This window comes from Actinosynnema sp. NPDC049800 (assembly GCF_040656635.1).
GTDB lineage: Bacteria > Actinomycetota > Actinomycetes > Mycobacteriales > Pseudonocardiaceae > Actinosynnema.
In genome coordinates, this window is record NZ_JBFAMT010000002.1 from 252429 (window position 1) to 276801 (window position 24373).

Here is a 24373-nt window from a genome sequence, read left to right on the forward strand (position 1 = left end):
CTCACTTCGTCTTCGGAGCCAGCCACCGCGAGATCACGGTCGCCAGCAGGTTGAACAGCGTGATGATGATGACCAGGGTGATCGCCGCACCCCAGATCCGCTCGAAACCGGCCTGCGTCGGGTTGTTCCGCTCCGACGTCATGAGCAGCGGCAGCGACGCCATCGGCCCTTCGAACAGGTTGTAGTTGATGTACGGCGCGTACGCGGCCAGCACGAGCACCGGCGCGGTCTCGCCCATGACGCGGGCCAGCGCCAGCATGATGCCGGTGATGATGCCGGACAGCGCCGTCGGGATGACGACCTTCACGATCGTCTTCCACTTGGGGATGCCGAGCGCGTAGGACGCCTCGCGCAGCTCGTCCGGCACGATCTTCAGCATCTCCTCGGTGGTCCGCACGATCACCGGCACCATCAGCAGCACCAGGGCGAGGGACACCGCGAACCCGCTGCGGCCGAAGCCGAAGTAGGTGATCCACAGCGTGTAGACGAACAGCGCGGCCACGATGGACGGCACACCGGTGAGGATGTCGACCATGAACGTGGTGGCCCGGGACAGCTTGGACCGGCCGCCGTACTCCACCAGGTACACGCCGACGAACAGGCCGATCGGCACGGACAGCGCACCGCACACCAGGCCCTGCACCAACGTGCCGTAGATCGCGTGGTAGACACCGCCGCCCTGCTGGCGGCCCAGCAGGCCGGACAGCGACTTCTGCCACCAGTCGCCGTCGAGCACGACCGGGAAACCGCGCTGGATCACCACCCACAGCACCCAGATCAGCGGCACGATCGCGACGAGGAACGCCCCGTACACCAGGACGGTGGCGACGCCGTTCTTGAGCTTGCGCGCGCCGCTGACGCTCTGGAACGTCGGCGGCGTGGCGAGGCGGTTCAGGTCCGCCGTGTCGGTCGTCATTCGTACTCCTTGTGACCGGCGACGATGGACCGGGCGAGGGCGTTGACGCCGAAGGTGAGGACGAACAGCACCAGGCCGGCGGCGATGTAGGCGCCGGCCGTGCGCGGGTCGTTGAACTCGGGCGCGGCCAGCGCGATCTTGGACGCGAACGTCGCGCCGCCGTCGAACAGGCTCCACGCGAACGCGGCGCCCGTGCCGCTGAGGATGATCGTCAGCGCGATCGTCTCGCCGAGGGCGCGGCCGAGGCCGAGCATCGAGGCGCTGACGTAACCCGCCTTGCCGAACGGCAGCACGGTGGTGCGCACGACCTCCCACTTGGTGGCGCCGAGCGCGATGGCGCCCTCCACGTGGGTGACCGGCGTGCGGTCGAACACCTCGCGGCTGACCGCGGTGATGATCGGCAGGATCATCACGGCCAGCACGATGCCGGCGGTGAAGATGGTGCCGCCGAGCTCGATGCTGACGTTGCCCTCGGCGAACAGCGGGATCCAGCCGAGGTTGGCGGTCAGCCACTCGCCGATCGGGGTGAGCACCGGGCCGAGCACGAGCAGGCCCCACAGGCCGAAGATGATCGACGGCACGGCGGCCAGCAGGTCGATGACGTAGGCGAACGGCCGGGCGAGCCGGCGCGGCGCGTACTGGGTGAGGAACAGGGCGATGCCCAGCGCGATCGGCATCGCGATGACCAGCGCGAACGCGGACGACACCACGGTGACCAGGAGCAGGTCGAGGATGCCGTAGCGCATGTCGTCGACGTCGCCGGTGGACCACTCGCGGCTGGTCAGGAAGTTGACCTTGTCCAGGGCGAGCGAGGGGATGGCCTGGAGCAGCAGGAAGACGCCGATCGCCGCGATCAGGACCACGATGAAGATGCCCGACCCCGTGGCCAGGCCTGCGAAGATCCGGTCACCCGGCCGGACGTGGGTCTTCTGGTCGGCTTCCGTGGTCGGGGGAATCGGAGCCTCCGAGTCGGGTCGGGCAGCCGGAACGCCCGCACGGGCACCGGTCGAACCGGTGCCCGCGGGGCGTGGGGCCACTGTGCGGTCGTTCATCGCAATGGCGTTCCCGGGAAGTGTGCCGGCCTGGTCAGGCGATGGCCTTGATGGCGGTCAGCAGCTTGTCCTGGAAGGCCTTCGGCAGCGGAGCGTAGCCCGCGTCCGCCAGACCGTCCTGGCCAGTCGTGGCCGCGACCGTGAGGAACGCCTTGACCGCCTTCGCGGTGTCGGCGTCGTAACCCTTGGAGCAGACGATCTCGTAGGTGGCCAGCAGCAGCGGGTAGGCGCCCGCGGCGGTGGAGCCGTAGATCGAGTCCAGGTCGAGGACCAGGTCGTTGCCGGCGCCCTTGATGGTGGCGCCGTCGATGGCCTTGCCGACCGTCTCGTTGGTCAGCTCGACCGGGCCGGAGCCGGTGTCGATCTTGGCCAGGGACAGCTTGTTGTCCTGCGCGAACGACAGCTCGACGTAGGTGATGGCGCCGTCGACGGAGCCCGCGGCCTGCGCGACGCCGGCGGACTTCTCCTTGGCCTCGCCGACACCGCCCTTGAACTGCTTGCCGTCACCCTGGGTCCACGCGCCCTTGGAGGCGGCGGTCAGGTACTTCTGGAAGTTGTCCGTCGTGCCGGACTCGTCCGAGCGGTAGACGACCTTGATGTCCTTGTCGGGCAGCGACGCGCCGCTGTTCAGCGCCGCGATGGCCGGGTCGTTCCACTTCTTGATGCCGCCGTTGAAGATCTTGGCGGTCACCTCGCCGTTGAGGACCAGGTCGTTGACGCCCTCGAGCTTGTAGCCCAGCGCGACCGGGCCGAAGACCAGCGGCAGGTTCCACGCCGGGTTGCCCTCGCAGCGCTCGGCCGCCGCGGCGACCTCGCCCTTGCTCTCCGACAGCGGCGAGTCGGAGCCGCCGAAGTCGACCTGGCCCGCGTTGAACTGCTTGACGCCCGCACCGGAGCCGGAGGCGTTGTAGGCGAGGTCGGAGCCCGGGCACTTCGCCTGGTAGGCCTGGATGAACGTGGCGATCGCGTTCTGCTGCGCGGAAGAGCCCTCGGCGCTCAGCTTCGACTTGCCACCGCACTCGACGGGGACCGACGAATCGCCGGCCGCCGACGTCGAACCCGTGCCGGGGGCGTTGTTGTCGCTGCCACACGCGGTGAGCAGAAGCGCACCGGCCGCGATCAGGCCGAGTACGGCGCCGTGTCGCTTGGTCTTCACCTGGGAGTCCTCCAGCTACGGAAGCGGGTTTCGCGGCGAAGCCCCGCCGCTCGACACGGACGGTAGGTAGCGAGGGTGGACAGGCACCCAGGAGAAGGTGAACGACGGGTGAACACCACACGGGAAGTGACCGAGTACACCGCCTTTTGGGTGTCCCGTGACCTGCACGTTTGCATGGCGTGATGGGTTTGTCACTACCGGGCGTATTGGACGTCCGAGTCCCAGCGCGTGAAGCCCAACCGGTCGTACACGGCCAACGCCGCAGCGTTGTCGGACTCGACGTACAGCATCACGTCGGTGAGCCCGGCCGCGCGCAGGTGCGCCAGGCCCGCGAGGGTGATCGCCTTGCCGAGGCCGCCGCCCTGCGCGTCCGGGTCGACCCCGACCACGTACACCTCGCCGAGCTCGGCGGTGTGCGCCTTGGTCCAGTGGAAGCCGAGCAGCCGCCCGTCGTCGTCGACCGCGAGCAGGAAGCCGGCCGGGTCGAACCACGGCTGCTCTTCCTTCTCCCGCACGTCCTCGATGCTCATCGCGCCCTGCTCGGGGTGCCACGCGAACGCGCGGTGGTTGACGTAGACCACCGCGGCCTCGTCCCGGCCCGGCACGAACGAGCGCAGCGCCACGCCGGGAGGCAGCACGGGTTCGGGCAGGTCGGCGTCCAGCGGGCGGCGCAGGCGCAGCAGCTCGCGGACCTTGCGGTAGCCGAGCTTCGCGGCGAGCGCCGCGGCGCCGGGGTGCCCGCCGTGCGACCAGATCCGCAGGGGCTTGGCGCGGTCGGCCACGGCTTCGACCAGCGCGGCGCCGTGCCCGCGACGGCGGTGGTCGGGGTGCACGGCGAGTTCCGCGACCTCGTTGCCGTCGGAGTCGCCGAAGACGTCCAGGTGCAGGTAGCCGACGAGGGTCGCGCCGTCACGGGCGAGCAGGTGACGGCTGCCGCGCGCGTCGGGGCGCAGGCGCAGGACGACCGCCTCGCCGACCGGGGCCACGCCGTCGGCGGCTTCGGCCGCCCCGAGCAGACCGCTGACCTCGTCGGCCTGCTCGGGGGACAACACCTCGAACCAGGTCAATTCCACACCGAAAACCTACCCGGAGCTCGCCCCGCGAGGTCGCGTCGGTCGTTCGCGACTCGTTTTCCGGCGATCACGCTTTTCGATCGTCGGGAAATCAGGCGCGAGCGGCCGACTTCCAGGCGACCTCGCCGCCGTCTGCGGAGCAGCGGCAATCAAACACCGTAGATCAGCTCGGCGTCGTCGATCGTCGTCTCGGGCGCGTCGATCGCGTGGTCCACGCGGCGGGCGCTGCCCGGGCGCGGGGGCCGCACGAACTTGTAGCCCACGTTGCGCACGGTGCCGATGAGCGACTCGTGCTCGGGGCCCAGCTTGGCGCGCAGGCGCCGGACGTGCACGTCCACCGTCCGCGTGCCGCCGAAGAAGTCGTAGCCCCAGACCTCCTGCAGCAGCTGCGCGCGGGTGAACACGCGGCCCGCGTGCTGCGCCAGGTACTTGAGGAGCTCGAACTCCTTGTAGGTCAGGTCGAGCGGGCGGCCGCGCAGGCGGGCCGTGTAGGTCGCCTCGTCGATGACGAGCTCGCCGAGCTGGATCGAGCCGTCGCCGCCGGGCTGCGTGGTGCCGCGCCGGGAGCGCACCAGGCGCAGGCGGGCGTCCACCTCGGCCGGGCCGGAGGTCGGGAGCAGGATCTCGTCCACGCTCCAGTCGGAGTTGACCGCGACCAGGCCGCCCTCGGTGACGACCGCCACCACGGGCACGTCCACGCCGCTGGAGTCGAGCAGCCGGCACAGGCTGCGCGCCGCGACCAGGTCGGTCCGGGCGTCGACCAGCACGATGTCGTGCGGACCGGCTTCCAGCAGCGCCGAGACCTCCGGGCGCAGCGGCCGCACCTCGTGCGGGAGGAGCGACAGCGCGGGGAGAACCGCCTCGGGGTCGGAGTCGGTGGTCAGCAGCAGCACATCGATACTCATCGCGGCGCCCTCTCGTTCGGCCGGTGCTTGGTCACCGACCAGGCACAGGCGAAGTACGGTGACCGGGCCCCGTTGCCTGCGGATGACGGAGACGATACCGGTGCACACCACGAAAGACCCAGGTCAGCAGGACAGAGTCACAGTTGTTTCCACAAGCGTCACGCCTGTTACATCCATGTCACATGACGCCGTCCTCCTGCGCGGTGTGCATGTGAGATCGACACCGACCGTGACGGATCTCGCATTCGTGGTGGGTCACGGCTTCACGAACCACGTCCGCAAGCCGTTCGTGTCACGCGTGTTGCACCGGTTCGCGAGACACGGCGGGGTCGTCGCGCTGGACTTCCGGGGCCACGGCCGCTCCGCCGGGCGGTCCACCGTCGGCGGTGACGAAATCCACGACCTCGCGGCCGGGGTGTCGCTCGCCCGCGAGCTCGGCTACCGGCGGGTGGCGACCGTCGGCTTCTCCATGGGCGCGTCCGTCGCCCTGCGCCACGCGGGCCTGCACGACGAGCGGCCGGACGCCGTGGCGGCGGTCAGCGCGCCCTCGCGCTGGTGGGTGCGCGACACGGTGGCGATGCGCCGCGTGCACTGGCTGCTCGAACAGCCGCACGGCAGGCTCGCCGCCCGCGCGCTGGGCGTGCGCCTCGGCCCGCCGTGGCGGACCGCGCCGGAGAGCCCGCTGGAGGTGGTGCACCGCATCACCCCGACCCCACTGCTGATCGTGCACGGTGAGCAGGACCACTACTTCGGCCCGGCTCATGCCGTCGCGCTGCACCGGGCCGCGGGCGGCGACGCCGAGCTGTGGCTGGAGCCGGGCGTGCGGCACGCCGAGTCGTCGATGACGCCCGCTCTGGTAGACCGGATCGCGACCTGGTTGGCCGAACGCACCTCGCAGCACCACCCGGACCGGACAAAGGGCAGGCGATGACCGCGACCGACACGAACCGCCGCCGTTCCACGCGCGGGCGCAAGCTGATCATCGCCGCGCTCGTCGTGGGCGCGCTGCTGGTCGCCGCCGACTTCGCGCTGGCCGCGGTCGGCGAGTACCAGGTGGCGCAGAAGATGCGGGAGAAGTTCGGGCTCAGCGAGGACCCGTCGGTCCGGATCAACGGCTTCCCGTTCATCACGCAGGCGATCGGCGGCGACTACCGCGACATCGAGATCAGCGCCACCGGCGTGCCGGTGCGCGACCAGCTGCGCGACCTGGAGATCCGGGCGAACCTCAAGCACACCCGGATCGGCCTGTCGGACCTGCTGGCCGGCAACACCCGCGACGCGCGGATCGACCAGGTCAAGGGCAGCGTCAAGATCAAGGTCAACGACCTGAGCCGGCTGGTCAACCAGATCACGCCGTTCACCGACCTGGCGATCGACCCGGACAAGCGCACCAAGGTCACGGACGGGCAGGCGCCGGACCCGACGGTCGCGGCGGTGCGGCTGTCGGGCAAGACCAACGTCGCCGGCCGCGACCTCCGCATCACCGCGTACGGGACGGTGTCGCTGGTCAACGGCCAGGTGATGATCGCGGTGAACGACGTCGAGCTGGACGACATGGCGCTGGACGGGCTGGACGCGGTGCTCGGCGTGGTGCGCGAGGCGTTGAGCGTGACCATCGACCCCGGCGCGCTGCCCTTCACGGTGACACCGACCGCGGTCAAGGTGGAGAGTGGGGCCTTCACCGTGGAAGGCGCGATCAACGACATCCTCCTGGACCAGGGCGGCGGCTGATGACCGGTGTGTGGGCGTTGTTCGGCGCGGTCGCGGTCGTCGCCGCGGTCGCCGTGGCGCTGCGCGCCCGGGACGGCCGCGTGCGCGTGGCGAAACCGCACCAGGGCCTGCCCGCGCCCGTGCGCGACCTGATCGACCCGGGCGTCCCGGTGACGTTGGTGCAGCTCTCCACGACGTTCTGCGCGAACTGCCGGCAGGCCCGCACCGTGCTCGAGGACCTCGCCGGCCGCACCGCGGGGCTGCGGCACGTCGAGCTCGACGTGACCGACCTGCCGGAGGTCGCCGCCGACCTCGGGGTGCTGCGCGCGCCGACCACGGTGGCGCTGGACGCCTCGGGCGCGGAACTGCTCCGGGTCGGTGGCGTCCCGAAGGCGGACCGCCTCATTGCGGCTTTGCGCCCACACCTTCCTGGCCCGATCGGGTGAACCTCGGTATTCCCACGCCTTGGACGCCACTCCCGACAGCAGGGACGAGCGGCTAGTCTCGAACCCATGACCACGCTGCTGACCAAGCGACTCGCGGTGGACCTGTGCCGCGTGCGCAGCAGCCTGTGTCGCGCGGCGCGCTGACCGGGCGGTTCCCGGCGGCCCGCACACCCTTGACGGTGGTGCGCGCCTGCCCCTAACACCGCCTGAGACGGACTACCAGTCTTGTCCACCGTCAGGAGGTCGCCATGCCTTTAGATGCCACCGCCACCAAGGACGCGCCGGTCGACCCGCGCGGCCCGCGGTTCAGCGCCTGGATCACCACCGCCATCCTGGCGGTCGTCCTGCTGACCGGCTCGTGGCGGCTGCTCGCCGCCCAGACCGTGCTCTTCGCGATGTGCGCGTTCATCTCGCTGAAGCTCAACCCGTGGGGCCACGTCTACCGGTTCGCCGTGCAGCCGAGGATCAAGCCGACGGCCGAGCGCGAGGAGGCCGCCCCGCTGCGGTTCGCGCAGGGCGTCGGGTTCGTCTTCGCGCTCATCGGCACGATCGGCTACACCACCGGTTTCACCGCGCTCGGAGTCGTCGCCACCTCCGCCGCACTGGTCGCCGCGCTGCTCAACGCCGCGGTCGGCCTGTGCCTGGGTTGTGAGCTGTTCCTGCTCCTGCGCCGCTACGCACCCGCGCTCGCCCGACCCCAGTGACACCAAGTCGCAGTCAGAACGAAGAAATTGGAGCAGCTCGATGAGCCGTGAAGACGTCCTGGTCTCGGCCGCTTGGTCCGAGGAGAACCTCAGCGCGCCCGGCGTGGTGTTCGTGGAGGTGGACGAGGACACCACCGCCTACGACGGCGGCCACATCCCGGGCGCGGTGAAGATCGACTGGAGGAACGAGCTCCAGGACCCGGTGCGGCGCGACTTCGTCGACCGCGCGGGCTTCGAGAAGCTGCTGTCCGCCAAGGGCATCTCCAACGACGACACGGTCATCCTGTACGGCGGCAACAACAACTGGTTCGCCGCCTACGCCTACTGGTACTTCAAGCTCTACGGCCACGACGCCGTGAAGCTGCTCGACGGCGGCCGCAAGAAGTGGGAGCTCGACGGCCGCCCGCTGGACAAGGAGCAGGTCGAGCGCCCGGCGACGAGCTACACCGCCCAGGAGCAGAACCTGGCGATCCGCGCGTTCCGCGACGAGGTCGTCGACGCGATCGGCAACAAGAACCTGGTCGACGTGCGCTCGCCCGACGAGTTCTCCGGCAAGCTGCTCGCGCCCGCCCACCTGCCGCAGGAGCAGGCGCAGCGCGCCGGCCACATCCCGAGCGCGATCAACGTGCCGTGGAGCAAGGCGGCCAACGAGGACGGCACGTTCCGGTCGAACGAGGAGCTGGCCGAGATCTACGGCGAGGCCGGTTTCGACGGCTCCCGCAAGACGATCGCCTACTGCCGCATCGGCGAGCGCTCGTCGCACACGTGGTTCGCGCTGCACGAGCTGCTCGGCCACGAGGACGTGAAGAACTACGACGGTTCCTGGACCGAGTACGGCTCGCTCGTCGGCGTGCCGGTCGAGCTCGGCAGCGGCAAGGAGGCCTGATCATGAGTCTGGACGGTTGCGGCGCGCCCGAGCAGGGCGTCGACATCCAGGTCGGCGCGAACGAGGTCGTGCTGTCCGGCAAGGTCCGGTCCGAGGGCGCACCGGTCGGCGGCGCGTTCGTGCGCCTGCTGGACGCCTCGGGCGAGTTCACCGCCGAGGTCGTGTCCTCGGCCGACGGCGACTTCCGGTTCTTCGCCGCGCCGGGCACGTGGACGATCCGCGCCCTGCACCGGTCGGGCAACGGGCAGGCGTCGGTCAGCGCGGAGGGGCCGGGCGTGCACCCGGTCGAGGTCGCGGTGGCCTGACACCACACCCCCGAGACCCGGGGAGCGCACGGGCTGCCCCCGGCGCTACCCCTCGCCGACCCCGGTGGCGTTCGCCACCGGGGTCGGCGGCTTCCGGGCCCGGGTGCCTAAACTGGGCGGGTGGAACACTTCTTCACAGGACTGCTGGTCCTCGTGTCCCTGCTGGTCGTGTGGTTCGCCGGGTACGTGGTGTACCGCCTGTTCTCCGACCAGCGGTGAGCGACAACGGGCCCGTTCCGGGCAGTGGTGACGCGGCCGTGCAGGCCGCCGCTTCGCGCGCCTCGGTGACCGGGGCGCGCAACCTGCCGCAGTTCGACGACCTGCCGATCCCGGCGGACACGGCGAACCTGCGCTCCGGACCCTCGCTGCACGACGCCTGCCTCGCGCTGCTGCCGCTGGTCGGCGTGTGGCGCGGCGAGGGCGAGGTCGTGTACCCGACGATCGACGGCCCGTTCCGGTACGGGCAGCAGATCACGTTCGCGCACGACGGTCGGCCGTTCCTGTACTACGAGGCGCGGGCCTGGCTGCTGGACGAGGACGGCGGCGTGATCCGCCAGGCGGCGCGGGAGACGGGCTTCTGGCGCCCGCAGCCGGACGACACGATCGAGGTGCTGATCACGCACAACACCGGGATCGTGGAGCTGTACTACGGCAAGCCGCGCAACCAGACGTCGTGGGAGATGACCACGGACGCGGTGGTGCGCACGGCGACCGCCAAGGAGGTCGTCGGCGCGCAGCGGCTGTACGGCATCGTCAACAACGGCGACCTGGCGTACGTCGAGGAGCGGGCCATGGTCGGCCAGCCGCTCCAGCCGCACACCTCGGCACACCTGCAGCGCGTCGTCGGCTGAGTTCGATTGCCGCCGAAGCCGGCCACCACGCGAGCGATCGACTTCCGGGCGACCGAGCCGCCGTCTGCGGGCAGCGGCAGTTCAATGCTGATTGTTCAACAATCCTCATCTAACCTGTACCCATGCAGCTGCGGCGTTGCGGCACGGACGGCGTGCTCGTCGAGGTGGACTCGCTCGGCGAGGTGGAGGCCGTGCGCGCCGCCGTCGCCGCGGCCGACCTGCCCGACCTGGTCGAACTCGTCCCGGCCGCCCGCACCGTCCTGATCGTCACCAGGCCGGGTGGCGCGGCGGCGGTGCGGAAGCTCCTGACCGCGGCGGACCTCGTCCACCACTCCGAGGTCGACGGCGACGAGGTCGTCATCGAGGTCCGCTACGACGGCCCGGACCTGGACCTGGTCGCCGAGACGGCGGGCCTGACCGCGGCCGAGGTGGTCGAGCTGCACACCGGCGCGGAGTACCGGGTCGCCTTCTGCGGTTTCGCGCCCGGCTTCGCCTACCTGACCGGCCTGCCCGAGCCGCTGCGCCAACCGCGCCTGGACTCGCCGCGCACGAAGGTCCCGGCGGGCTCGGTGGGCGTGGCGGGCGAGTTCACCGCCGCCTACCCCCGCGCCACCCCCGGCGGCTGGCGGCTGATCGGCCGCACGGACGCGCCCCTGTTCGACCCGCGCCGCCCCACCCCCGCCCTGCTCACCCCCGGCGACCGCGTCCGCTTCGAGGCCGTCCGATGACCACCCACCCCGTGAGTCCTACGTCCAGCGCACGGGTGCCCCACGTCCAGGACCCCCGAAGCCAACGCACCCTCACCGTCCTTCGCACGGGCCCGCAGACCCTGGTCCAGGACCTGGGCCGGCCCGGCCACGCGCACCTGGGCGTCCCGCCTTCCGGGGCCCTCGACCTCCCCTCGCTCACGCTCGCCAACCGCCTGGTCGGCAACCCCGAGGGCGCCGCCGGCCTCGAAGTGCTCCTCGGCGGCCTCGCCCTGCGCGCCAACGCCTCCTGCACCGTCGCCGTGACCGGCCCGTCGACCCCGGCCCTGGTCGACGGCGTCCCGCGCGACTCGCCGCTGCACCTGGCGCCCGGCGACACCCTCACCCTCGGCACGCCCAGCGGCGGCCTCCGGTCCTACGTCGCGGTGTCCGGCGGCATCGCGGTCCCGGCCGAGCTGGGCAGCCGGTCCACCGACCTGCTCTCCGGCCTCGGCCCGGCCCCGCTGCGCCCCGGCGACGAACTGCCCCTCGGCGACCCGACCGGCGTGCCGGTGGGCGTGGACGTGCTGGTGCCGACGCGCACCCCGGACGAGCTGGTCGTGCCCGTCCTGCTCGGCCCACGCGACGACTGGTTCGACGACCCGGCGCGCCGACTGCGGGACGGCCGCTGGACGGTGTCCGACCGCAGCAACCGCGTCGGCATCCGCCTCACCGGCACCGCGCTGGACCGGACCGCGTGCCGGGTCGGGCAGGAGCTGCCGAGCGAAGGCCTGGTGACCGGCGCGGTGCAGGTGCCGGCCGACGGTCGGCCCGTGGTGTTCCTCGCCGACCACCCCACGACCGGCGGTTACCCGGTGATCGGCGTGGTCGCCGGGCACGTCCTCCCGCTGCTCGGGCAGGCCGGGCCCGGCACCCGCCTGCGCTTCGCGCCACACGGCTGAACGGACGCAATTGGTCTAGACCCATTGTCAACGACCGCCGCACGACCTACCTTCGGCAGCGTCCCGGAAAAGACCGGCACGACCAGGCCGCCGTGGTTCTCGACTGTCCCCGTACTCGAGAGGCACACCCTGATGCGCCGACCGTTCACCGCACTCCTGGCCTTCCTCCTGGCCACCGCAGCGCTGTCCGCACCGGCCGCCGCCGCGACCGGCTTGACCGCCACGTTCAGCAGGACCGGCGCCACCGGCACGTTCGTGGTCGCCAACCCGACGACCGCCGCCGTCTCCGGCTGGTCGATCAAGTTCGACCTGCCCGCGGGCGTCACCGTCAGCGGCGCGCAGCACGCCACCACCACCCAGACCGGCACGCGGGTGACCCTGACGCCCGCGTTCTACATCGGCACCATCCAGCCGGGCCGCACCACCGACCCGTACAGCCCGACGTTCACCCTCAGCCAGGCCGTCGACCCGACGTCCTGCGCGGTCAACGGCGCGAACTGCGACGGCAGCGGACCCCCGCCACCGCCGCCCGCGCCGACCACGGCCGACTTCAGCCTCACCGGTTCCACCGGCAAGTTCGTGGTCAACAACAACACCGACGCGGTGCTCGCCGACTGGTCGATCACCTTCACCCTGCCCGCCGGCGTGACGGCGAGCGGCGCGCAGCACGCCACGATCAGCCAGACCGGCAACGCCGTCACGCTCAACCCGGTGCACTACAACCGCAGCGTGGGCGCCCGCCGCTCCACCGAGCCGTACAGCCCGACGTTCGCCCTCAGCCGGGCCGCCGAGCCGGTCACCTGCCGGGTGAACAACGCCAACTGCGACGGCACGCCCGACACACCGCCCACCCCGCCCGCCGACCTGCACTCGCCGGTGCGGACCACCAAGACCGTCTCCCTGGCGTGGACCGCCTCGGCACCCGGCTCACTCCCCGTCGCCGGGTACGAGGTGTACAACGGCGCCACCCTGGCCACCGCGGTCACGTCCACGAGCGCCACCGTCACCGGCCTCACCCCGAACACCGCCTACGCCTTCACGGTCAAGGCCAAGGACACCAAGGGCACGCTGTCCACCGCGTCGAACGTGCTGGCCGTGACCACGAACAACCCGGCCGACGACACCCAGCCGCCGACCGCGCCGACCAACCTGCGCAGCACCGCGAAGGACGCCGGCAGCATCACGCTGAGCTGGGACGCGGCCACCGACAACCGGGGCGTGGCCAACTACGACGTCTACCAGGGCGCCGCGCTGAAGGCGACCGTCACCGGCACGACGGCGCGCGTCGACGGCCTGTCGCCGTCCACCGCCTACACCTTCACCGTCCGCGCCCGGGACCTGTACGACAACGTGTCGGGGCCGGGCAACGCCGTCACGGTGTCGACCTCGGACATCGTCGACGGGTACGCGCGGGTCGGGTACTTCGTGCAGTGGGGCATCTACGGCCGGCAGTACTTCGTGAAGAACCTCGACACCAGCGGCACGGCGGCGAAGCTGACGCACCTGAACTACGCGTTCGGCAACATCGACCCGGTCAACCTGACCTGCCTGCACGGCGTCACCAAGGGCACCTCACCCGACCCGCAGGACCCGAACCAGGGCGACGGCGCGGGTGACGCGGAAGCCGACTACAGCAGGCCGTTCAGCGCGGCGCAGTCGGTGGACGGCGTCGGCGACACCGGCTGGGAGCCGTTGCGCGGCAACTACAACCAGCTGCGCAAGCTCAAGGCCAAGCACCCGCACCTGAAGGTGCTGATCTCGCTGGGCGGGTGGACCTACTCGAAGTACTTCTCCGACGTCGCGGCCACGGACGCGGCGCGCAAGAAGTTCGTCAAGTCCTGCCTGGACGTCTACATCAGGGGCAACCTGCCCGTCTACAACGCGGCGGGCGGCCCCGGCACGGCGGCGGGCATCTTCGACGGCATCGACCTCGACTGGGAGTGGCCGGGCGCGGAGGGGCACGCGGGCAACCACATCGGGCCGAACGACAAGCAGAACAACACGCTGCTGATCGACGAGTTCCGCCGGCAGCTCGACGAGCTGAGCCGGGAGACCGGCAGGCGGTACGACCTGACCGCGTTCACCCCGGCCGACCCGGCGAAGATCGACGCCGGGTGGGACCTGCCACAGGTGGCGAAGTCCCTGGACGTCTTCAACGTGCAGGGCTACGACTTCCACGGCGCGGGCAGCGACAACTCGTGGGAGCCCAACCGCACCGGCCACCAGGGCAACCTCTACGCCGACGTGGACGACCCCTACTCGTTCCACTTCAGCGTGGAGAACGCAGTGAACGCCTACACCTCGGTCGGCGTGAACCCGCGCAAGATCACCATCGGGCTGGCGTTCTACGGCCGCGGCTGGCAGGGCGTCCAGGCCGGCGCGAAGAACGGCGAGTGGCAGTCGGCCACCGGCGCCGCGCCGGGTCAGTTCGCCGAGGAGGCGGGCACGCGCGGCTACTCGAACCTGCTGGCGAGCGTGCCCGGCTGCGCGGTGCACCACGACGAGGCCGCCGTGGCGACGTCCTGCTTCACCGGCAACGGCGGGCAGTGGTGGACGTTCGACGACGTGTGGGCGATCCAGAAGAAGACCGCGTGGCTCAAGCAGCGCGGCCTGCTCGGCGCGATGATCTGGGAGATGTCCGGCGACACCGCCAACGGCACCCTGATCAACGCCGTGGACGCCGGCCTGCGGTGAGCGGGTGGCCCCGGGCTCGACCATCCCGGGGCCACCACTCGCGCCTCACCACCACGCCTCACCACCACCCGCGCCGTCTGCGGAGCAGCGGCAATCCAACACAGCGGCCTAGTACTCAGCCTCGTACAGCGCGGCCAGCCGCCCGTGCAGCTCCGCGGCGTCCGGCAGCGTCTTGCCGTCCAGCGTGTGCACGCGGGTGATCTTGCGGACGCTCGACACCAGGAACACGCCGTCCGCCGAGTACAGCTCCTCCACCTCGATCGGCCGCACCTCGACCGCCCAGCCCTCGCGCCCGGCGGCGCGGAACAGCGCGGCCTGCGTGGTGCCCGGCAGGATGCCCAGCTCGGCGGGCGGCGTGGTCAGGGTCCGACCGCGGGCCATGATCAGGGTGGACGTGGGGCCTTCCAGCACCGAGCCGGACGACGTGGTGAACACGACCTCGGCCGCGCCGCGCCGTTCCGCCTCGCGGATCGCCGCCATGTTCACCGCGTACGACAGCGACTTGGCGCCCAGCAGCAGCCACGGCGCGCGCTCCATCAGGCCCGGCTCGATGCCCCGGTCGAGGGTGACCGCGGCGATGCCCTCGGCCCGCTGCGCCATCACCTTCGGCGAGATGTCCATGCCGAGCGCGAAGCCGGTCGGCGTGCCGTCGCCGCCCTCGACCCCCCGCGTGTAGACGAGCTTGAGCGCGATCTCCGCGCCGCCCGCCCAGTTGTCCAGCACGAGGTCGACGGCGCGTTCGAACGCCGCCCGGTCGGGTTCGGGCAGGTCGAGCATGGCCGCCGAGCGGGCCAGCCGGTCCAGGTGCGGGGCGAGCTCCCGTGGCTTGCCGTCGACCACGAGGATGGTCTCGAAGACACCGTCGCCGCGCATCAGGCCGAAGTCGTCGACCCGGATCAGCGGGGCGTCGGGGTCGGCCAGCGTTCCGTCCAGTAGTGCGAGCACGCGCATACCGTGAGACTACTCACGGCCTACCATCGGATTCGTGGACACCGCCAGCGCCCCGAAAGCCCTGCGCAAGACGCTGCACGAACGCGGCATGCGGATGACACCCCAGCGCCAGCTCGTGCTCGACGCCGTGCGCGAGCTGGGGCACGCCACACCCGAGCAGATCTGCCAGCGCGTCCAGGTCACCGCGCCGACGGTCAACATCACCACGGTCTACCGCACGCTCGACCTGCTCGACCGGCTCGGCCTGGTCCGGCACACCCACCTCGGGCACGGCGCGCCGAACTACTCGGTCCACGCGCACGAGCACGTGCACCTGGTGTGCCACCGGTGCGGCCGGGTGGACGAGGTGCCGTGCGAGTTGCTCTCCCCGCTCGGGGGAACACTGCGGGACGAGTACGGGTTCGAACTTGATGCGAGCCACCTCGCGCTGTCCGGCACGTGCCGCGAGTGCCTGAGCGCACCGAAGGAGTCCGAGTGAATTCACCGCTGTTGACCGCCCCCGGTGCCGTCGCCCCGTTCGAGGGAGCTCCCGACCAGGGCGTGCCGTGGCACTTCGGCGACCCGTTCGCCGAGCAGCGCTCGGCGACGCGGTCGGTCGCGGTGTTCGACCGGTCGAACCGGGCCGTGCTCGCGGTGCCGGGTGAGGACCGGCTGACCTGGCTGCACTCGCTGACCAGCCAGCACTTCACCGCGCTCGGCGAGGACGAGGGCACCGAGGCGCTGATCCTGGACGTGCAGGGCCGGGTCGAGCACCACGCCGTGGTGGCGAACGTCGGCGGTGTCGTCTACCTCGACACGGAGGCGTCGCGGGCGGCCGAGCTGCTGGCGTACCTGACCAAGATGGTCTTCTGGTCGAAGGTCGAGCCGCGGGACGCGACGGCCGAGCTGGCCGTGCTGACCGTCGTCGGCCCGGAGGTCGAGGGCCTGTTCGCCAAGCTGGACCTGCCGGTGCCCGCGGGCCCGCACGGCGTGGTCGCCCTGGAGGGCGGCTTCGCCCGCCGGATGACGTGGCCGGGCCAGGACGCGGTCGACCTGGTCGTCCCGCGCGGCGGGATCGCCGACTGGTGGGCCAGGCTCACCGACGCGGGCGCGCGCCCGGCGGGCAGCTGGGCGTTCGAGGCGCTGCGGGTGGAGTCGCTGCACCCCCGGCTCGGCGTGGACACCGACGAGAAGACCATCCCGCACGAGGTGAACTGGATCGGCGAGGCCGTGCACCTCGACAAGGGCTGCTACCGGGGCCAGGAGACCGTCTCGAAGGTGCACAACGTCGGCCGCCCGCCCCGCCGGATGCTGCTGCTTCACCTGGACGGGTCGCGCGAGGTGCAGCCGGAGACCGGCGACCCGGTGCTGGTCGAGGACCGCGTGGTCGGCCGCGTCGGCAGCGTCGCCCTGCACCACGAGCTGGGCACGATCGTGCTCGCGCTGGTCAAGCGGTCGGTCTCGCCGGAGACCGAGCTGCTGGTCGGCGCGGAGGACCGGCGCGTGCAGGCGAACGTCGACCCCGACTCGGTGCCGCCGGACACCCCCGGTCTCGGCCGCGAGGCGGCGCGCAACCTGGGCCGGTGATCGTCCGGACCGGAAAACCGGCGACTTCCCCTGCCTGCGGTTCCCGGCCCGCGGGGTACCGCTGAGGCGCTAGCCCGAACGGGTTCTGTGCCAGGATCACGACATGTCCCGACCCGGATCCCACGGCACGCTGATCACCGTCGCGCCCACCGGGGCCGAGCACGCGAAGGCCGACGTGCCCCAGCTGCCGGTCACGCTGGAGGAACTGGTCGCCGCCGCACGGGCGTGCGAGCAGGTCGGCGCCGCGATGGTGCACGTGCACATCCGGGGCGCGGACACGAGGCCGACGCTGGACCTCGGGCTGCTCAAGGCCACGGTCGCCGCCCTGCGCGAGCAGACGGACCTGGTCGTGCAGCTGTCCACGGGCGGCGCGGTGACCGACCCGGAGGCCGACCGGCTCAAGGTGCTCGACGCCCTGCCCGACTCGGCGTCCTGCACCATGGGCACGGTGAACTTCGGCGACGACGTGTTCCTGAACCGCTGGGAGTTCGTGGTCGCGTTGCACAAGGGAATGCAGGAGCGGGGCATCGTCCCCGAGTACGAAATCTTCGACATCGGCCAGCTGGCGTCGCTGCGACGGCTGCTGGACCAGCACGGGCTGCCCGCGGGCGGCAAGGTGCACGTCGACCTGGTGATGGGCGTGCCGGGCGGCATGCCGGGCGACGCGGAGACGCTGGTGGCGGCGTTGCGGCTGCTGCCGGAGGGCGCGTCGTTCTCGGCGACGGGCATCGGGCGGACCACCCTGCCGGTGATGCTGACGGCGTTGGCCGCCGGCGGTCACGTCCGGGTGGGCATGGAGGACACCGTGTCCTACGCCAAGGGCCAGCCGGTCCGGGACAACGCGCAACTGGTCGCTCGCGCGGCGGGACTGGCGAAGATCGCCCAGCGCCCGCCGCTGTCGCCCGCGGACGCACGTGCACTTCTGGGCGTGCGCAGTCCGGTACAGGTTTGAGACAACTTTGGAAGCAGGTTTGTGTTGGCGGGTGGACACGAACTACCTCAGGATGAGTACGTGATCGAGGTGCGCCCCGGCGGGCGCCGCCGTATCGACCGGGTGCTCGCCCCCGACTACACCGAGGGGGTCGAGCGGCTCCCGCTCGCCGAGGTGCGCGCGCTGCGCGACGAAGCGGCGCAGGAGGAGACCGACCTGTCGTACCTGCGGAGGCTGCTGCACGCGCGGATCGACATCGTGCGGGCCGAGCAGGAGCGGCGGACGTCCGGCGGTTCGGCGGTGGTCGACCAGCTGGCGACCATCCTCGCCTCGAACGCCGTCGGTCCCGCGACCGGCCACGGGCGGTACCAGACGCAGGAGCCCTCCCGGGCGGAGGCGCACCGGCGGCACGTCGAGGCCCTCGTCTCGGACGTCGACCTGTCGGACGTGAGCGCGCTCACGGACGACAAGCTGATCCTGGCGCTGCGGGTGTTCGTCGGCGAAGAGGCCTCGGTCTCGTCACGGCGGCGCGAGGTGCAGGCCGTGGTCGACCAGCTCAACGCCGAGATCGCCGGCCGCTACCAGAGCGGCAGCGCCTCGGTCGACGAGCTGCTGGCCGCGGAGCGGGGCTGGCCGGCCAACCCCGGCCGTTCCAAGGAATAGGAACGCTCTCCCGACATGTGGGCCGGCCGCCTAACGTGGCCGGTCGATGGCACAACAACGCTCGGCCTCGCCCCGGTACCGCTGGGTGGTGCTCGCGGTCGGCGCGGTCGCCCAGGGCGCCAACGCCGCGGTGTTCCTCGGCCTGCCGGCGATCACCCCGCAGCTGCGCGCGCACTTCGGGCTGTCGTTGCCGCAGGTCGGGATGCTGCTCGGGGCGGTCAACCTGGGCACGATGCTCACCCTCGTGCTGTGGGGCGCGGCGGCCGACCGGCGCGGTGAGCGGCTGGTCATGGCCATCGGCGGCTTCGGCGCGGCCGGGTGCCTGGCCCTGGCCGCGTTCGACGGGCCCGTGGTGGCCGGGGTGGCGCTGGTCGGCGTCGGGCTGTTCGGCGCGAGCGTCAACGCCGCCAGCGGCCGGGCGGTCCTGACCTGGTTCCCCGCGCAACGGCGTGGGTTCGCGATGGGCATCCGGCAGACCGCCACCCCGCTCGGCGCGGCCCTCGCCGCCGCCGTGCTGCCGGTGGTCGCGCTGCGGGCCGGCGTGCCGGCGGCGTTCCTGGCGCTGGCGGGCTTCACCGGCTTCGTCGCGATCGCGGTGGCGCTGTGGATCCGGGAGCCGCCGTGGGCCGTGCGGTCCGGGCAGGGGCAGCACGGTCTCGTGCTCAAGGACCCGGGCCTCATCCGGCTCAGCGCGGCGAGCGGCCTGCTCGTCGTGCCCCAGTTCACCGCCGCCGCCCTCATGGTCGAGCTCCTGCACGACCACCGGGGCGTGGCCGTGGGCCTGGCCGCCGGGTTGTTCGCCGCCGCCCAGGTCAGCGGCGGTGTCGGCCGGCTGCTCGTCGGCGTGTGGTCGGACCGGTCGGCCACCAGGGTCGGGCCGCTGAAGGTGCTCAGCGTGCTGATCGCGATCGGGTTCGCGCTGTGCGCGGCCCTCGACCGGGCCCCGGTGTGGCTGCTGGCCGCCGTGCTCGTGCCCACGGCGGCGCTCGCGCTGTGCTGGAACGGCGTCGCGATCACCGCGGCGGGCGAGCTGGCGCCGCCCGGCCGGACCGGGATCGCGCTCGGCATGCAGAACACCGCCAACTACCTGAGCGCCACCGTCACGCCGCCGCTGGCCGGGTTGGTGGCGGTGGGCGTCGGCTGGCCCGCCGCCCTGCTCGTGGCCGCGGCGGCGGCCGTGGGCGCCCGCGTGCTGCTAGCCGTGCCGCTCGCGGCGCGCGAGCTCGCCCCAGAACTCCCGTAGCCGCTCGTACCGGAGGGCGACCTCCTCGGCGTCACCGGTCTCCAGGGCGTCCACGATCGCGTTCACGTCGGTCGCGGAGCTGTCCTCGAGCAGGTCCTCGTCGTCGATGAGCTGCACCAACCCGCCGTAGTCGAGCTCGACGGCCGAGTCGGGCGCGAAGTGGTCGAGCCAGCGCCCGGTGTCGGCGAGCACCTTGGCCGGACCCGCCTCGCCCAGCGAACCCGACACCACCCGGTGCGCGCGGGCCACCCGCGCGCGGGCGTCCGGCATGGACACCCGCCAGGAGACCTGCCGCTCCGGGTCGCCCTTCGGCGCGAGCACGACCCGCCGCGCCTCCGGTTCGACCAGCGCGAACCAGGGCAGCGGCACCGTCCAGGTGGTCGAGATGACGTGCACGGCGCCCGCGGTCAGCTCGGCCATCACCGCCGAGGCCCGCGACCGGATCTCCTCCGGCTCCACCGCCACGGCTTCCTCGCGCAACGGGCCGGTGGCCGTGGCCAGGAAGCCGACGAGCGCGGCGGCCGACCGGGCGCGCAGGTCCAAGGGGCAGACCAGGGGACCCGGGCCGACCTCGCCGGGCACCTCGGCGGGACTGATGGTCATCACGTCGAACGGCGCGTCGGGCGAGACGCTGCCGTCCGACCGCTCACCGGGCAGGAGGCGGCGCGGCCGGGCGAGTTGTGATCGCAACCACAGCTCCCGTTCGCGCGCGCCGACGTCCGCACGGCTCAAGACCCCGTCTTCCAGGGCTTTTCGCACCTGATCCGCCAACGGTGCGTCAAGAGCCGACAGCGGTTCGTACACCCTGAGGTAGGCGACGAACGGTTGAGGCACCCGCGCATCCTCCCACGGTGAGATTTGGCGGTACGTGTCACGCCTACCGCGTCGCGGGGAACCCCTTCGACACGGTACGGTAGTTACCAGGAACTAGTTGTCGAGACGAGTGGGGCCGCCGTTCCCCCGGCCGCCCCCGTCCCTGTGCGAGGGGGTCGAGCCATGGGGCGCGGCCGAGCGAAGGCCAAGCAGACCAAGGTGGCGCGGGAGCTCAAATACAGCTCTCACAACATCGACGTCGACGCCTTGCAACGCGAGCTGTCCGGCGGCGAGTCCGCAGGTGTTCGCCGAAGCGAAGAACGCTTCGACGACCCGTCGGACGACGAATACGACGACTACCGTCGCTGACACACACAACACCCGCTGCTGAGGTTGGGCTGCCGGTTATCCAGACCGGCAGCCCGACCTTTGCAGCGGGCCCAACTACGCCCTGGCGTACTGCCTCGGCGGGCTGACCTGCACCCCCAACTGCCGAGCCGCGTGCAACGGCCAGTACGGGTCGCGCAGGAGCTCCCGGCCGAGCAGCACCAGGTCGGCCGAGCCATCGGCGAGGACCTGCTCGGCCTGCCGGGCGTCGGTGATCATGCCGACCGCCCCGGTGGGCACGTCGGCCTTCCGCCGCACGGCCTCGGCGAACGGCACCTGGTAGCCGGGGCCGATCGGGATGTCCGCCGTGGGCGTGTTGCCACCGGTGGACACGTCGATCACGTCGGCGCCCAGGGCCGCGAGGTCGCGTGCCAGCACGACGCTGTCCTCCGCGGTCCAGCCGCCCTCGACCCAGTCGGTGGCGGAGATGCGCACGAACACCGGCACGTCCTCGCCGACGGCTTCCCGGACGGCGGCCGTGACCTCGCGCACCAGCCGGGTCCGGTTCTCCGGGGAACCGCCGTAGGCGTCGGTGCGGTGGTTGCTGAGCGGCGACAGGAACTCGTGCAGGAGGTAGCCGTGCGCGGCGTGCACCTCGACCACCCGGAAGCCGGCCGCCAGCGCGCGTTTCGCCGCCGCGGCGAAGTCGGCGACCACCCCGGCGATGCCCTCGTCGTCCAGCTCGACCGGCGTCCGGTAGGTCTCGTGGAACGGCACGGCGCTCGGTGCGACGGGCGTCCAGCCGCCGTCGGCGTCCGCGACCCCACCCCGCTGCTCCGCGAACGGCGCGTAGGTCGAGGCCTTGCGGCCGGCGTGGGCGAGCTGCACGCCGGCGACGGCGCCCTGCGCGTGGATGAAGTCCACGACCTTCCGCCACGACTCGACGTGCGCGTCGTCCCAGAGCCCGGTGTCCTCGGGCGAGATGCGCCCGATGGCCTGCACCGCGGTCGCCTCGGTGAACACCAGGCCCGCGCCGCCGACCGCGCGCGACCCGAGGTGCACGAGGTGCCACTCGTCCGGGTGACCGTCGCGCGCCGAGTACTGGCACATGGGACTGACCGCGATGCGGTTGGGCAGCGTGACCGTGCGGAGGGTCAGCGGGCTGAACAGCTGGCTCACGTGCGACTCCTGGAGGCGTTCCGGTACGACGACGGCCTCGCGGCGCGTCACCACGTCCAAGTCCACCGGATCGGCCCCTTGTTCCCCGGTGTGGCCCCCGTCCCACCTCACGGGAGCTGCGCAATTCCATTCGATTCGGTATTGCGCGTGCATTCGCACGTGATCTTCAATGGGAGGTCGGCCGGCAAAACGCCGAACAAGAGGACACCAGTTACGCCCATTCGGGTGTACTGTCCGCAGCACGTTCGGGGAGACCATCACTTGCCGCCCGACGCAGGTCGGCCCATTGGAAGTTCCCGCCGGTCACGACAGTAACAGGATCCACATGCTGCCCATGCCGACCACGATGACGCAGGATCCAGGGTGGCCCAGCAACAGCCTCCTGGGTCGCCTCCGAGACAACACCCGACAAGAGCTGCTGAACATCGGCACGGTCGTGCGGTACACGGCCGACCGCGAGGTCATCGAGCAGGACGCGAAGGACACTCACGTCCTGTTGCTGCTCGACGGCGTGGTCAAGGTGCAGACCACGGACGAGACGGGTGACACGGCGCTGCTCGCGATCAGGGTCGCGGGCGACCTGGTCGGCGAGATGGCGGCGCTGGACCAGAAGCCGCGCTCGGCCACCGTCGTGACCTGTGGCGACGTGGTCGCGAAGCTGATCACCAGCGGCGAGCTGATGGCGTTCCTGCACCGGCGCAACGACGTCTTCGTCGAATTGATCGGGATGATCAACGACCGGCTGCGCTGGGCGAACCAGCGCCGGCGGGACTTCCTGTCCCACCCGGCCGCCGAACGGGTGGCCCGGGTGCTGGCCGAATTGGTGCAGACCTACGGGCGCGAAGAGTCGCACGGGTGGACGTTGGGAATTCCGCTGACGAAGGTGGAACTCGCCTCCATCGCCGGGATGAAGCCCAGGACGGCCGAGAAGGCGTTCTCCGATCTGCGAAAAGCGGGGGTGGTGGTGAGTCACCTGAGGCGTGACGTGCTGGTGCCGGATCTGGCGGGGCTGAGGAAATTCGCGGGCTTCTGACGCGAGACCGCATTTCTGCGGTATTCCCGCCGATGCAGTAGTCCACAGTGACTCTGCGCAGTCGTGTGTCCGCAGTGCGTCAGCACCCGTCGAAAGGCCTGGCCGATGAGCTTCCAGCGCAGTCTGCTGGTGTGTTGTGACCTGAGGAGCTACGGGTCGGCCGACGACCTGCTCCAGCGCGAGCTCCAGGAGCTGCTGGTGCGCAGCCTGGACCGGGCGGGCGCGGCCGCCGGCCTGGACCGCTCGACGTGGCGGCGGCAGGCCAAGGGCGACGAGGAGTGGGCCGTGCTGCCCGCCACGACGCCGGAGGGCGACGTCGTCGACCGGTACGTGCGCGCGCTGGACGCCGAGCTGGCCTCGACCAACCGCTACCGGGTACCGGAGGCCAAGCTGCGGATGCGGATGGCCATCCACTTCGGCACCACGGTCGAGGGCGCCAACGGCTACCCCGGGCAGGACGCCGTGCTGGTCAGCAGGCTGCTCAACAGCGAGCCGGCGCACGCGGCGCTGGAGCAGTCGCCGCACTCGGACCTCGTCGTGGTGCTGTCGGACTCCCTGTTCACGTCGCTGGTCGCCGCCCGGCACACCACGCTGCGGCCCGAGGACTTCCGGCGGGTGGACGTGCGGGTGAAGACGTTCCACGGGCACGGGTGGATGTGGCTGCCGAGCGGTGACGTGCACGCGCTGGTCCTGGGCGGCGGGCCGGTCGACGAGCCGGGCGCCGCGGCCGAGCCGGTCACGCCCGACCCGGTCACGCCCGAGCCTGTCTCGCCCGTCGTGGGCTCGCCGTCGGTGAACCAGAGCGCGGTGGCCTCCGGCGGGTCGACGGTGATCCAGGCGGGCCGCGACGCGCACGTGACGCACCAGAAGGCCGACGTGATCCAGCACTTCGACCGCAACGACCAGCGGGGCTCGCACTTCGGCCCGACCTACCGCAGGGACAACGACGAGAGGGCGTGAGGTGCGCGAGCAACCGCTGAGACTCCTCGCCGGCGCGGCCGCGGGCGCGCTGGCGACGGTGGCGGACACCGAGCAGTGGCCCGACCTGCGGACCCGGGTGGCCGCGGCCCTCGCCCCCGACCTGGTCGACCTGGTCAGCGCCCGGTTGGACGAGGCGCGCAGCCGGCTCGTCGCCGTGCCGAGGGCGCGGCTGGAGCTGGCGCGGGCCGAGTTCACCACCGAGTGGCGCGGCTCGATCCACACCATGCTGTGGGAACGCCCGGAGGCCGCCGGGCCGTTGCGCGCGGTGCTGCACGACGTGGGGCCGGCCCTGCCGCGGGTGGCCGAGGACTTCGCGGCGGGCGCCACCGCGGGGCGGTGA

Annotated in this window: 28 protein-coding genes; 20 read left to right on the forward strand and 8 right to left on the reverse strand. The window is 71.8% G+C overall.

Features of this window, described 5'->3' with window-relative positions; translation table 11 throughout:
• Position 1: 1 nt before the first annotated feature.
• From pstA to AB0I91_RS03920, 5 genes are all read right to left on the reverse strand, one after another.
• Positions 2 to 916, reverse strand: a complete 915-nt coding sequence (pstA, locus tag AB0I91_RS03900) for a phosphate ABC transporter permease PstA (RefSeq protein ID WP_498785626.1) — start codon at positions 914 to 916, stop codon at positions 2 to 4.
• Positions 913 to 1968 carry a phosphate ABC transporter permease subunit PstC gene (gene pstC / locus AB0I91_RS03905; RefSeq protein ID WP_498785624.1) on the reverse strand — a complete coding sequence of 352 codons (1056 nt, stop codon included), beginning with the start codon at positions 1966 to 1968 and terminating at the stop codon, positions 913 to 915. Before pstC ends, pstA begins: the two co-directional genes overlap by 4 nt.
• A 34-nt stretch (positions 1969 to 2002) precedes the next feature.
• On the reverse strand, positions 2003 to 3124 hold the full coding sequence (pstS, locus tag AB0I91_RS03910; RefSeq protein WP_498785622.1) for a phosphate ABC transporter substrate-binding protein PstS: 1122 nt from the start codon (positions 3122 to 3124) through the stop codon (positions 2003 to 2005).
• A gap of 194 nt (positions 3125 to 3318) precedes the next feature.
• Positions 3319 to 4197 (reverse strand): mycothiol synthase, encoded by an 879-nt coding sequence (gene mshD / locus AB0I91_RS03915; RefSeq protein ID WP_499612955.1) that lies wholly within the window; start codon positions 4195 to 4197, stop codon positions 3319 to 3321.
• A gap of 149 nt (positions 4198 to 4346) precedes the next feature.
• Complete coding sequence (locus AB0I91_RS03920; protein WP_498785618.1) at positions 4347 to 5102, reverse strand: winged helix-turn-helix domain-containing protein; 756 nt, start codon at positions 5100 to 5102, stop codon at positions 4347 to 4349.
• 229 nt (positions 5103 to 5331) lie between these two features.
• On the opposite strand from AB0I91_RS03920, the gene AB0I91_RS03925 reads away from it, so the two are divergent.
• The 11 genes from AB0I91_RS03925 to AB0I91_RS03975 all read left to right on the forward strand — a co-directional run bounded on the left by AB0I91_RS03925 (position 5332) and on the right by AB0I91_RS03975 (position 14346).
• Positions 5332 to 6033, forward strand: coding sequence for an alpha/beta hydrolase family protein (locus AB0I91_RS03925; RefSeq protein WP_498785616.1), 702 nt, complete (start codon positions 5332 to 5334; stop codon positions 6031 to 6033).
• Positions 6030 to 6833: an LmeA family phospholipid-binding protein gene (locus AB0I91_RS03930; protein ID WP_498785614.1), complete on the forward strand. Its 804-nt coding sequence runs from the start codon at positions 6030 to 6032 to the stop codon at positions 6831 to 6833. The genes AB0I91_RS03925 and AB0I91_RS03930 overlap by 4 nt, the downstream gene beginning before the upstream one ends.
• Positions 6833 to 7258, forward strand: coding sequence for a TlpA family protein disulfide reductase (locus AB0I91_RS03935; protein ID WP_498785612.1), 426 nt, complete (start codon positions 6833 to 6835; stop codon positions 7256 to 7258). Before AB0I91_RS03930 ends, AB0I91_RS03935 begins: the two co-directional genes overlap by 1 nt.
• A 66-nt stretch (positions 7259 to 7324) precedes the next feature.
• Positions 7325 to 7402, forward strand: coding sequence for a putative leader peptide (locus AB0I91_RS03940; protein WP_360462167.1), 78 nt, complete (start codon positions 7325 to 7327; stop codon positions 7400 to 7402).
• Positions 7403 to 7506: 104 nt separating this feature from the next.
• Positions 7507 to 7962, forward strand: a complete 456-nt coding sequence (locus AB0I91_RS03945; RefSeq protein WP_498785610.1) for a DUF4395 domain-containing protein — start codon at positions 7507 to 7509, stop codon at positions 7960 to 7962.
• Positions 7963 to 8002: 40 nt separating this feature from the next.
• Positions 8003 to 8848: a sulfurtransferase gene (locus AB0I91_RS03950; protein ID WP_230566273.1), complete on the forward strand. Its 846-nt coding sequence runs from the start codon at positions 8003 to 8005 to the stop codon at positions 8846 to 8848.
• A gap of 2 nt (positions 8849 to 8850) precedes the next feature.
• Entirely contained in the window at positions 8851 to 9153 is a 303-nt protein-coding gene (locus tag AB0I91_RS03955; protein ID WP_230566272.1) for a DUF1416 domain-containing protein, read from the forward strand.
• Positions 9154 to 9368: 215 nt separating this feature from the next.
• The gene (locus tag AB0I91_RS03960) at positions 9369 to 10004 is read left to right on the forward strand and encodes a heme-binding beta-barrel domain-containing protein (protein WP_498785605.1); all 636 of its coding nucleotides are present in this window, start codon (positions 9369 to 9371) and stop codon (positions 10002 to 10004) included.
• 122 nt (positions 10005 to 10126) lie between these two features.
• On the forward strand, positions 10127 to 10732 hold the full coding sequence (gene pxpB, locus AB0I91_RS03965) for a 5-oxoprolinase subunit PxpB (protein WP_499635101.1): 606 nt from the start codon (positions 10127 to 10129) through the stop codon (positions 10730 to 10732).
• A gap of 11 nt (positions 10733 to 10743) precedes the next feature.
• Positions 10744 to 11652, forward strand: a complete 909-nt coding sequence (locus AB0I91_RS03970) for a 5-oxoprolinase subunit C family protein (RefSeq protein ID WP_499635103.1) — start codon at positions 10744 to 10746, stop codon at positions 11650 to 11652.
• A gap of 132 nt (positions 11653 to 11784) precedes the next feature.
• Positions 11785 to 14346: a glycosyl hydrolase family 18 protein gene (locus AB0I91_RS03975; protein ID WP_499635106.1), complete on the forward strand. Its 2562-nt coding sequence runs from the start codon at positions 11785 to 11787 to the stop codon at positions 14344 to 14346.
• A gap of 108 nt (positions 14347 to 14454) precedes the next feature.
• Here the strand turns inward: AB0I91_RS03975 and AB0I91_RS03980 are convergent, their stop codons facing one another.
• The gene (locus AB0I91_RS03980; RefSeq protein WP_499616449.1) at positions 14455 to 15297 is read right to left on the reverse strand and encodes an aminodeoxychorismate lyase; all 843 of its coding nucleotides are present in this window, start codon (positions 15295 to 15297) and stop codon (positions 14455 to 14457) included.
• Between the two features lie 34 nt (positions 15298 to 15331).
• Between AB0I91_RS03980 and AB0I91_RS03985 the strand changes: the two genes are divergently transcribed.
• From AB0I91_RS03985 to AB0I91_RS04005, 5 genes are all read left to right on the forward strand, one after another.
• Positions 15332 to 15775 carry a Fur family transcriptional regulator gene (locus tag AB0I91_RS03985; RefSeq protein ID WP_498771946.1) on the forward strand — a complete coding sequence of 148 codons (444 nt, stop codon included), beginning with the start codon at positions 15332 to 15334 and terminating at the stop codon, positions 15773 to 15775.
• A complete protein-coding gene (ygfZ, locus tag AB0I91_RS03990) occupies positions 15772 to 16863 on the forward strand; it encodes a CAF17-like 4Fe-4S cluster assembly/insertion protein YgfZ (RefSeq protein ID WP_499616443.1) in 1092 nt (363 codons plus the stop codon). Before AB0I91_RS03985 ends, ygfZ begins: the two co-directional genes overlap by 4 nt.
• 103 nt (positions 16864 to 16966) lie before the next feature.
• Entirely contained in the window at positions 16967 to 17815 is an 849-nt protein-coding gene (locus AB0I91_RS03995) for a beta-keto acid cleavage family enzyme (RefSeq protein ID WP_498771942.1), read from the forward strand.
• Between the two features lie 60 nt (positions 17816 to 17875).
• Entirely contained in the window at positions 17876 to 18457 is a 582-nt protein-coding gene (locus tag AB0I91_RS04000; protein ID WP_498771940.1) for an RsiG family protein, read from the forward strand.
• A gap of 46 nt (positions 18458 to 18503) precedes the next feature.
• Positions 18504 to 19700, forward strand: a complete 1197-nt coding sequence (locus AB0I91_RS04005; protein WP_498771938.1) for an MFS transporter — start codon at positions 18504 to 18506, stop codon at positions 19698 to 19700.
• Here AB0I91_RS04005 and AB0I91_RS04010 read toward each other — a convergent pair.
• A complete protein-coding gene (locus AB0I91_RS04010; protein ID WP_498771936.1) occupies positions 19653 to 20534 on the reverse strand; it encodes a DUF8083 family protein in 882 nt (293 codons plus the stop codon). The genes AB0I91_RS04005 and AB0I91_RS04010 overlap by 48 nt on opposite strands.
• 162 nt (positions 20535 to 20696) lie before the next feature.
• On the opposite strand from AB0I91_RS04010, the gene AB0I91_RS04015 reads away from it, so the two are divergent.
• Positions 20697 to 20882, forward strand: a complete 186-nt coding sequence (locus tag AB0I91_RS04015; protein WP_123745067.1) for a DUF3073 domain-containing protein — start codon at positions 20697 to 20699, stop codon at positions 20880 to 20882.
• 75 nt (positions 20883 to 20957) lie between these two features.
• Here the strand turns inward: AB0I91_RS04015 and AB0I91_RS04020 are convergent, their stop codons facing one another.
• Entirely contained in the window at positions 20958 to 22085 is a 1128-nt protein-coding gene (locus tag AB0I91_RS04020) for an NADH:flavin oxidoreductase/NADH oxidase (protein WP_498771934.1), read from the reverse strand.
• A 259-nt stretch (positions 22086 to 22344) separates the two neighbouring features.
• Here AB0I91_RS04020 and AB0I91_RS04025 point away from each other — a divergent pair, with 259 nt between their 5' ends.
• The 3 genes from AB0I91_RS04025 (at position 22345) to AB0I91_RS04035 (ending at position 24373) form a co-directional block, all read left to right on the forward strand.
• The gene (locus AB0I91_RS04025) at positions 22345 to 23052 is read left to right on the forward strand and encodes a Crp/Fnr family transcriptional regulator (RefSeq protein WP_499635108.1); all 708 of its coding nucleotides are present in this window, start codon (positions 22345 to 22347) and stop codon (positions 23050 to 23052) included.
• Between the two features lie 105 nt (positions 23053 to 23157).
• Positions 23158 to 24012 carry a hypothetical protein gene (locus AB0I91_RS04030; protein ID WP_499635111.1) on the forward strand — a complete coding sequence of 285 codons (855 nt, stop codon included), beginning with the start codon at positions 23158 to 23160 and terminating at the stop codon, positions 24010 to 24012.
• Position 24013: 1 nt separating this feature from the next.
• Entirely contained in the window at positions 24014 to 24373 is a 360-nt protein-coding gene (locus AB0I91_RS04035) for a hypothetical protein (protein WP_498771928.1), read from the forward strand.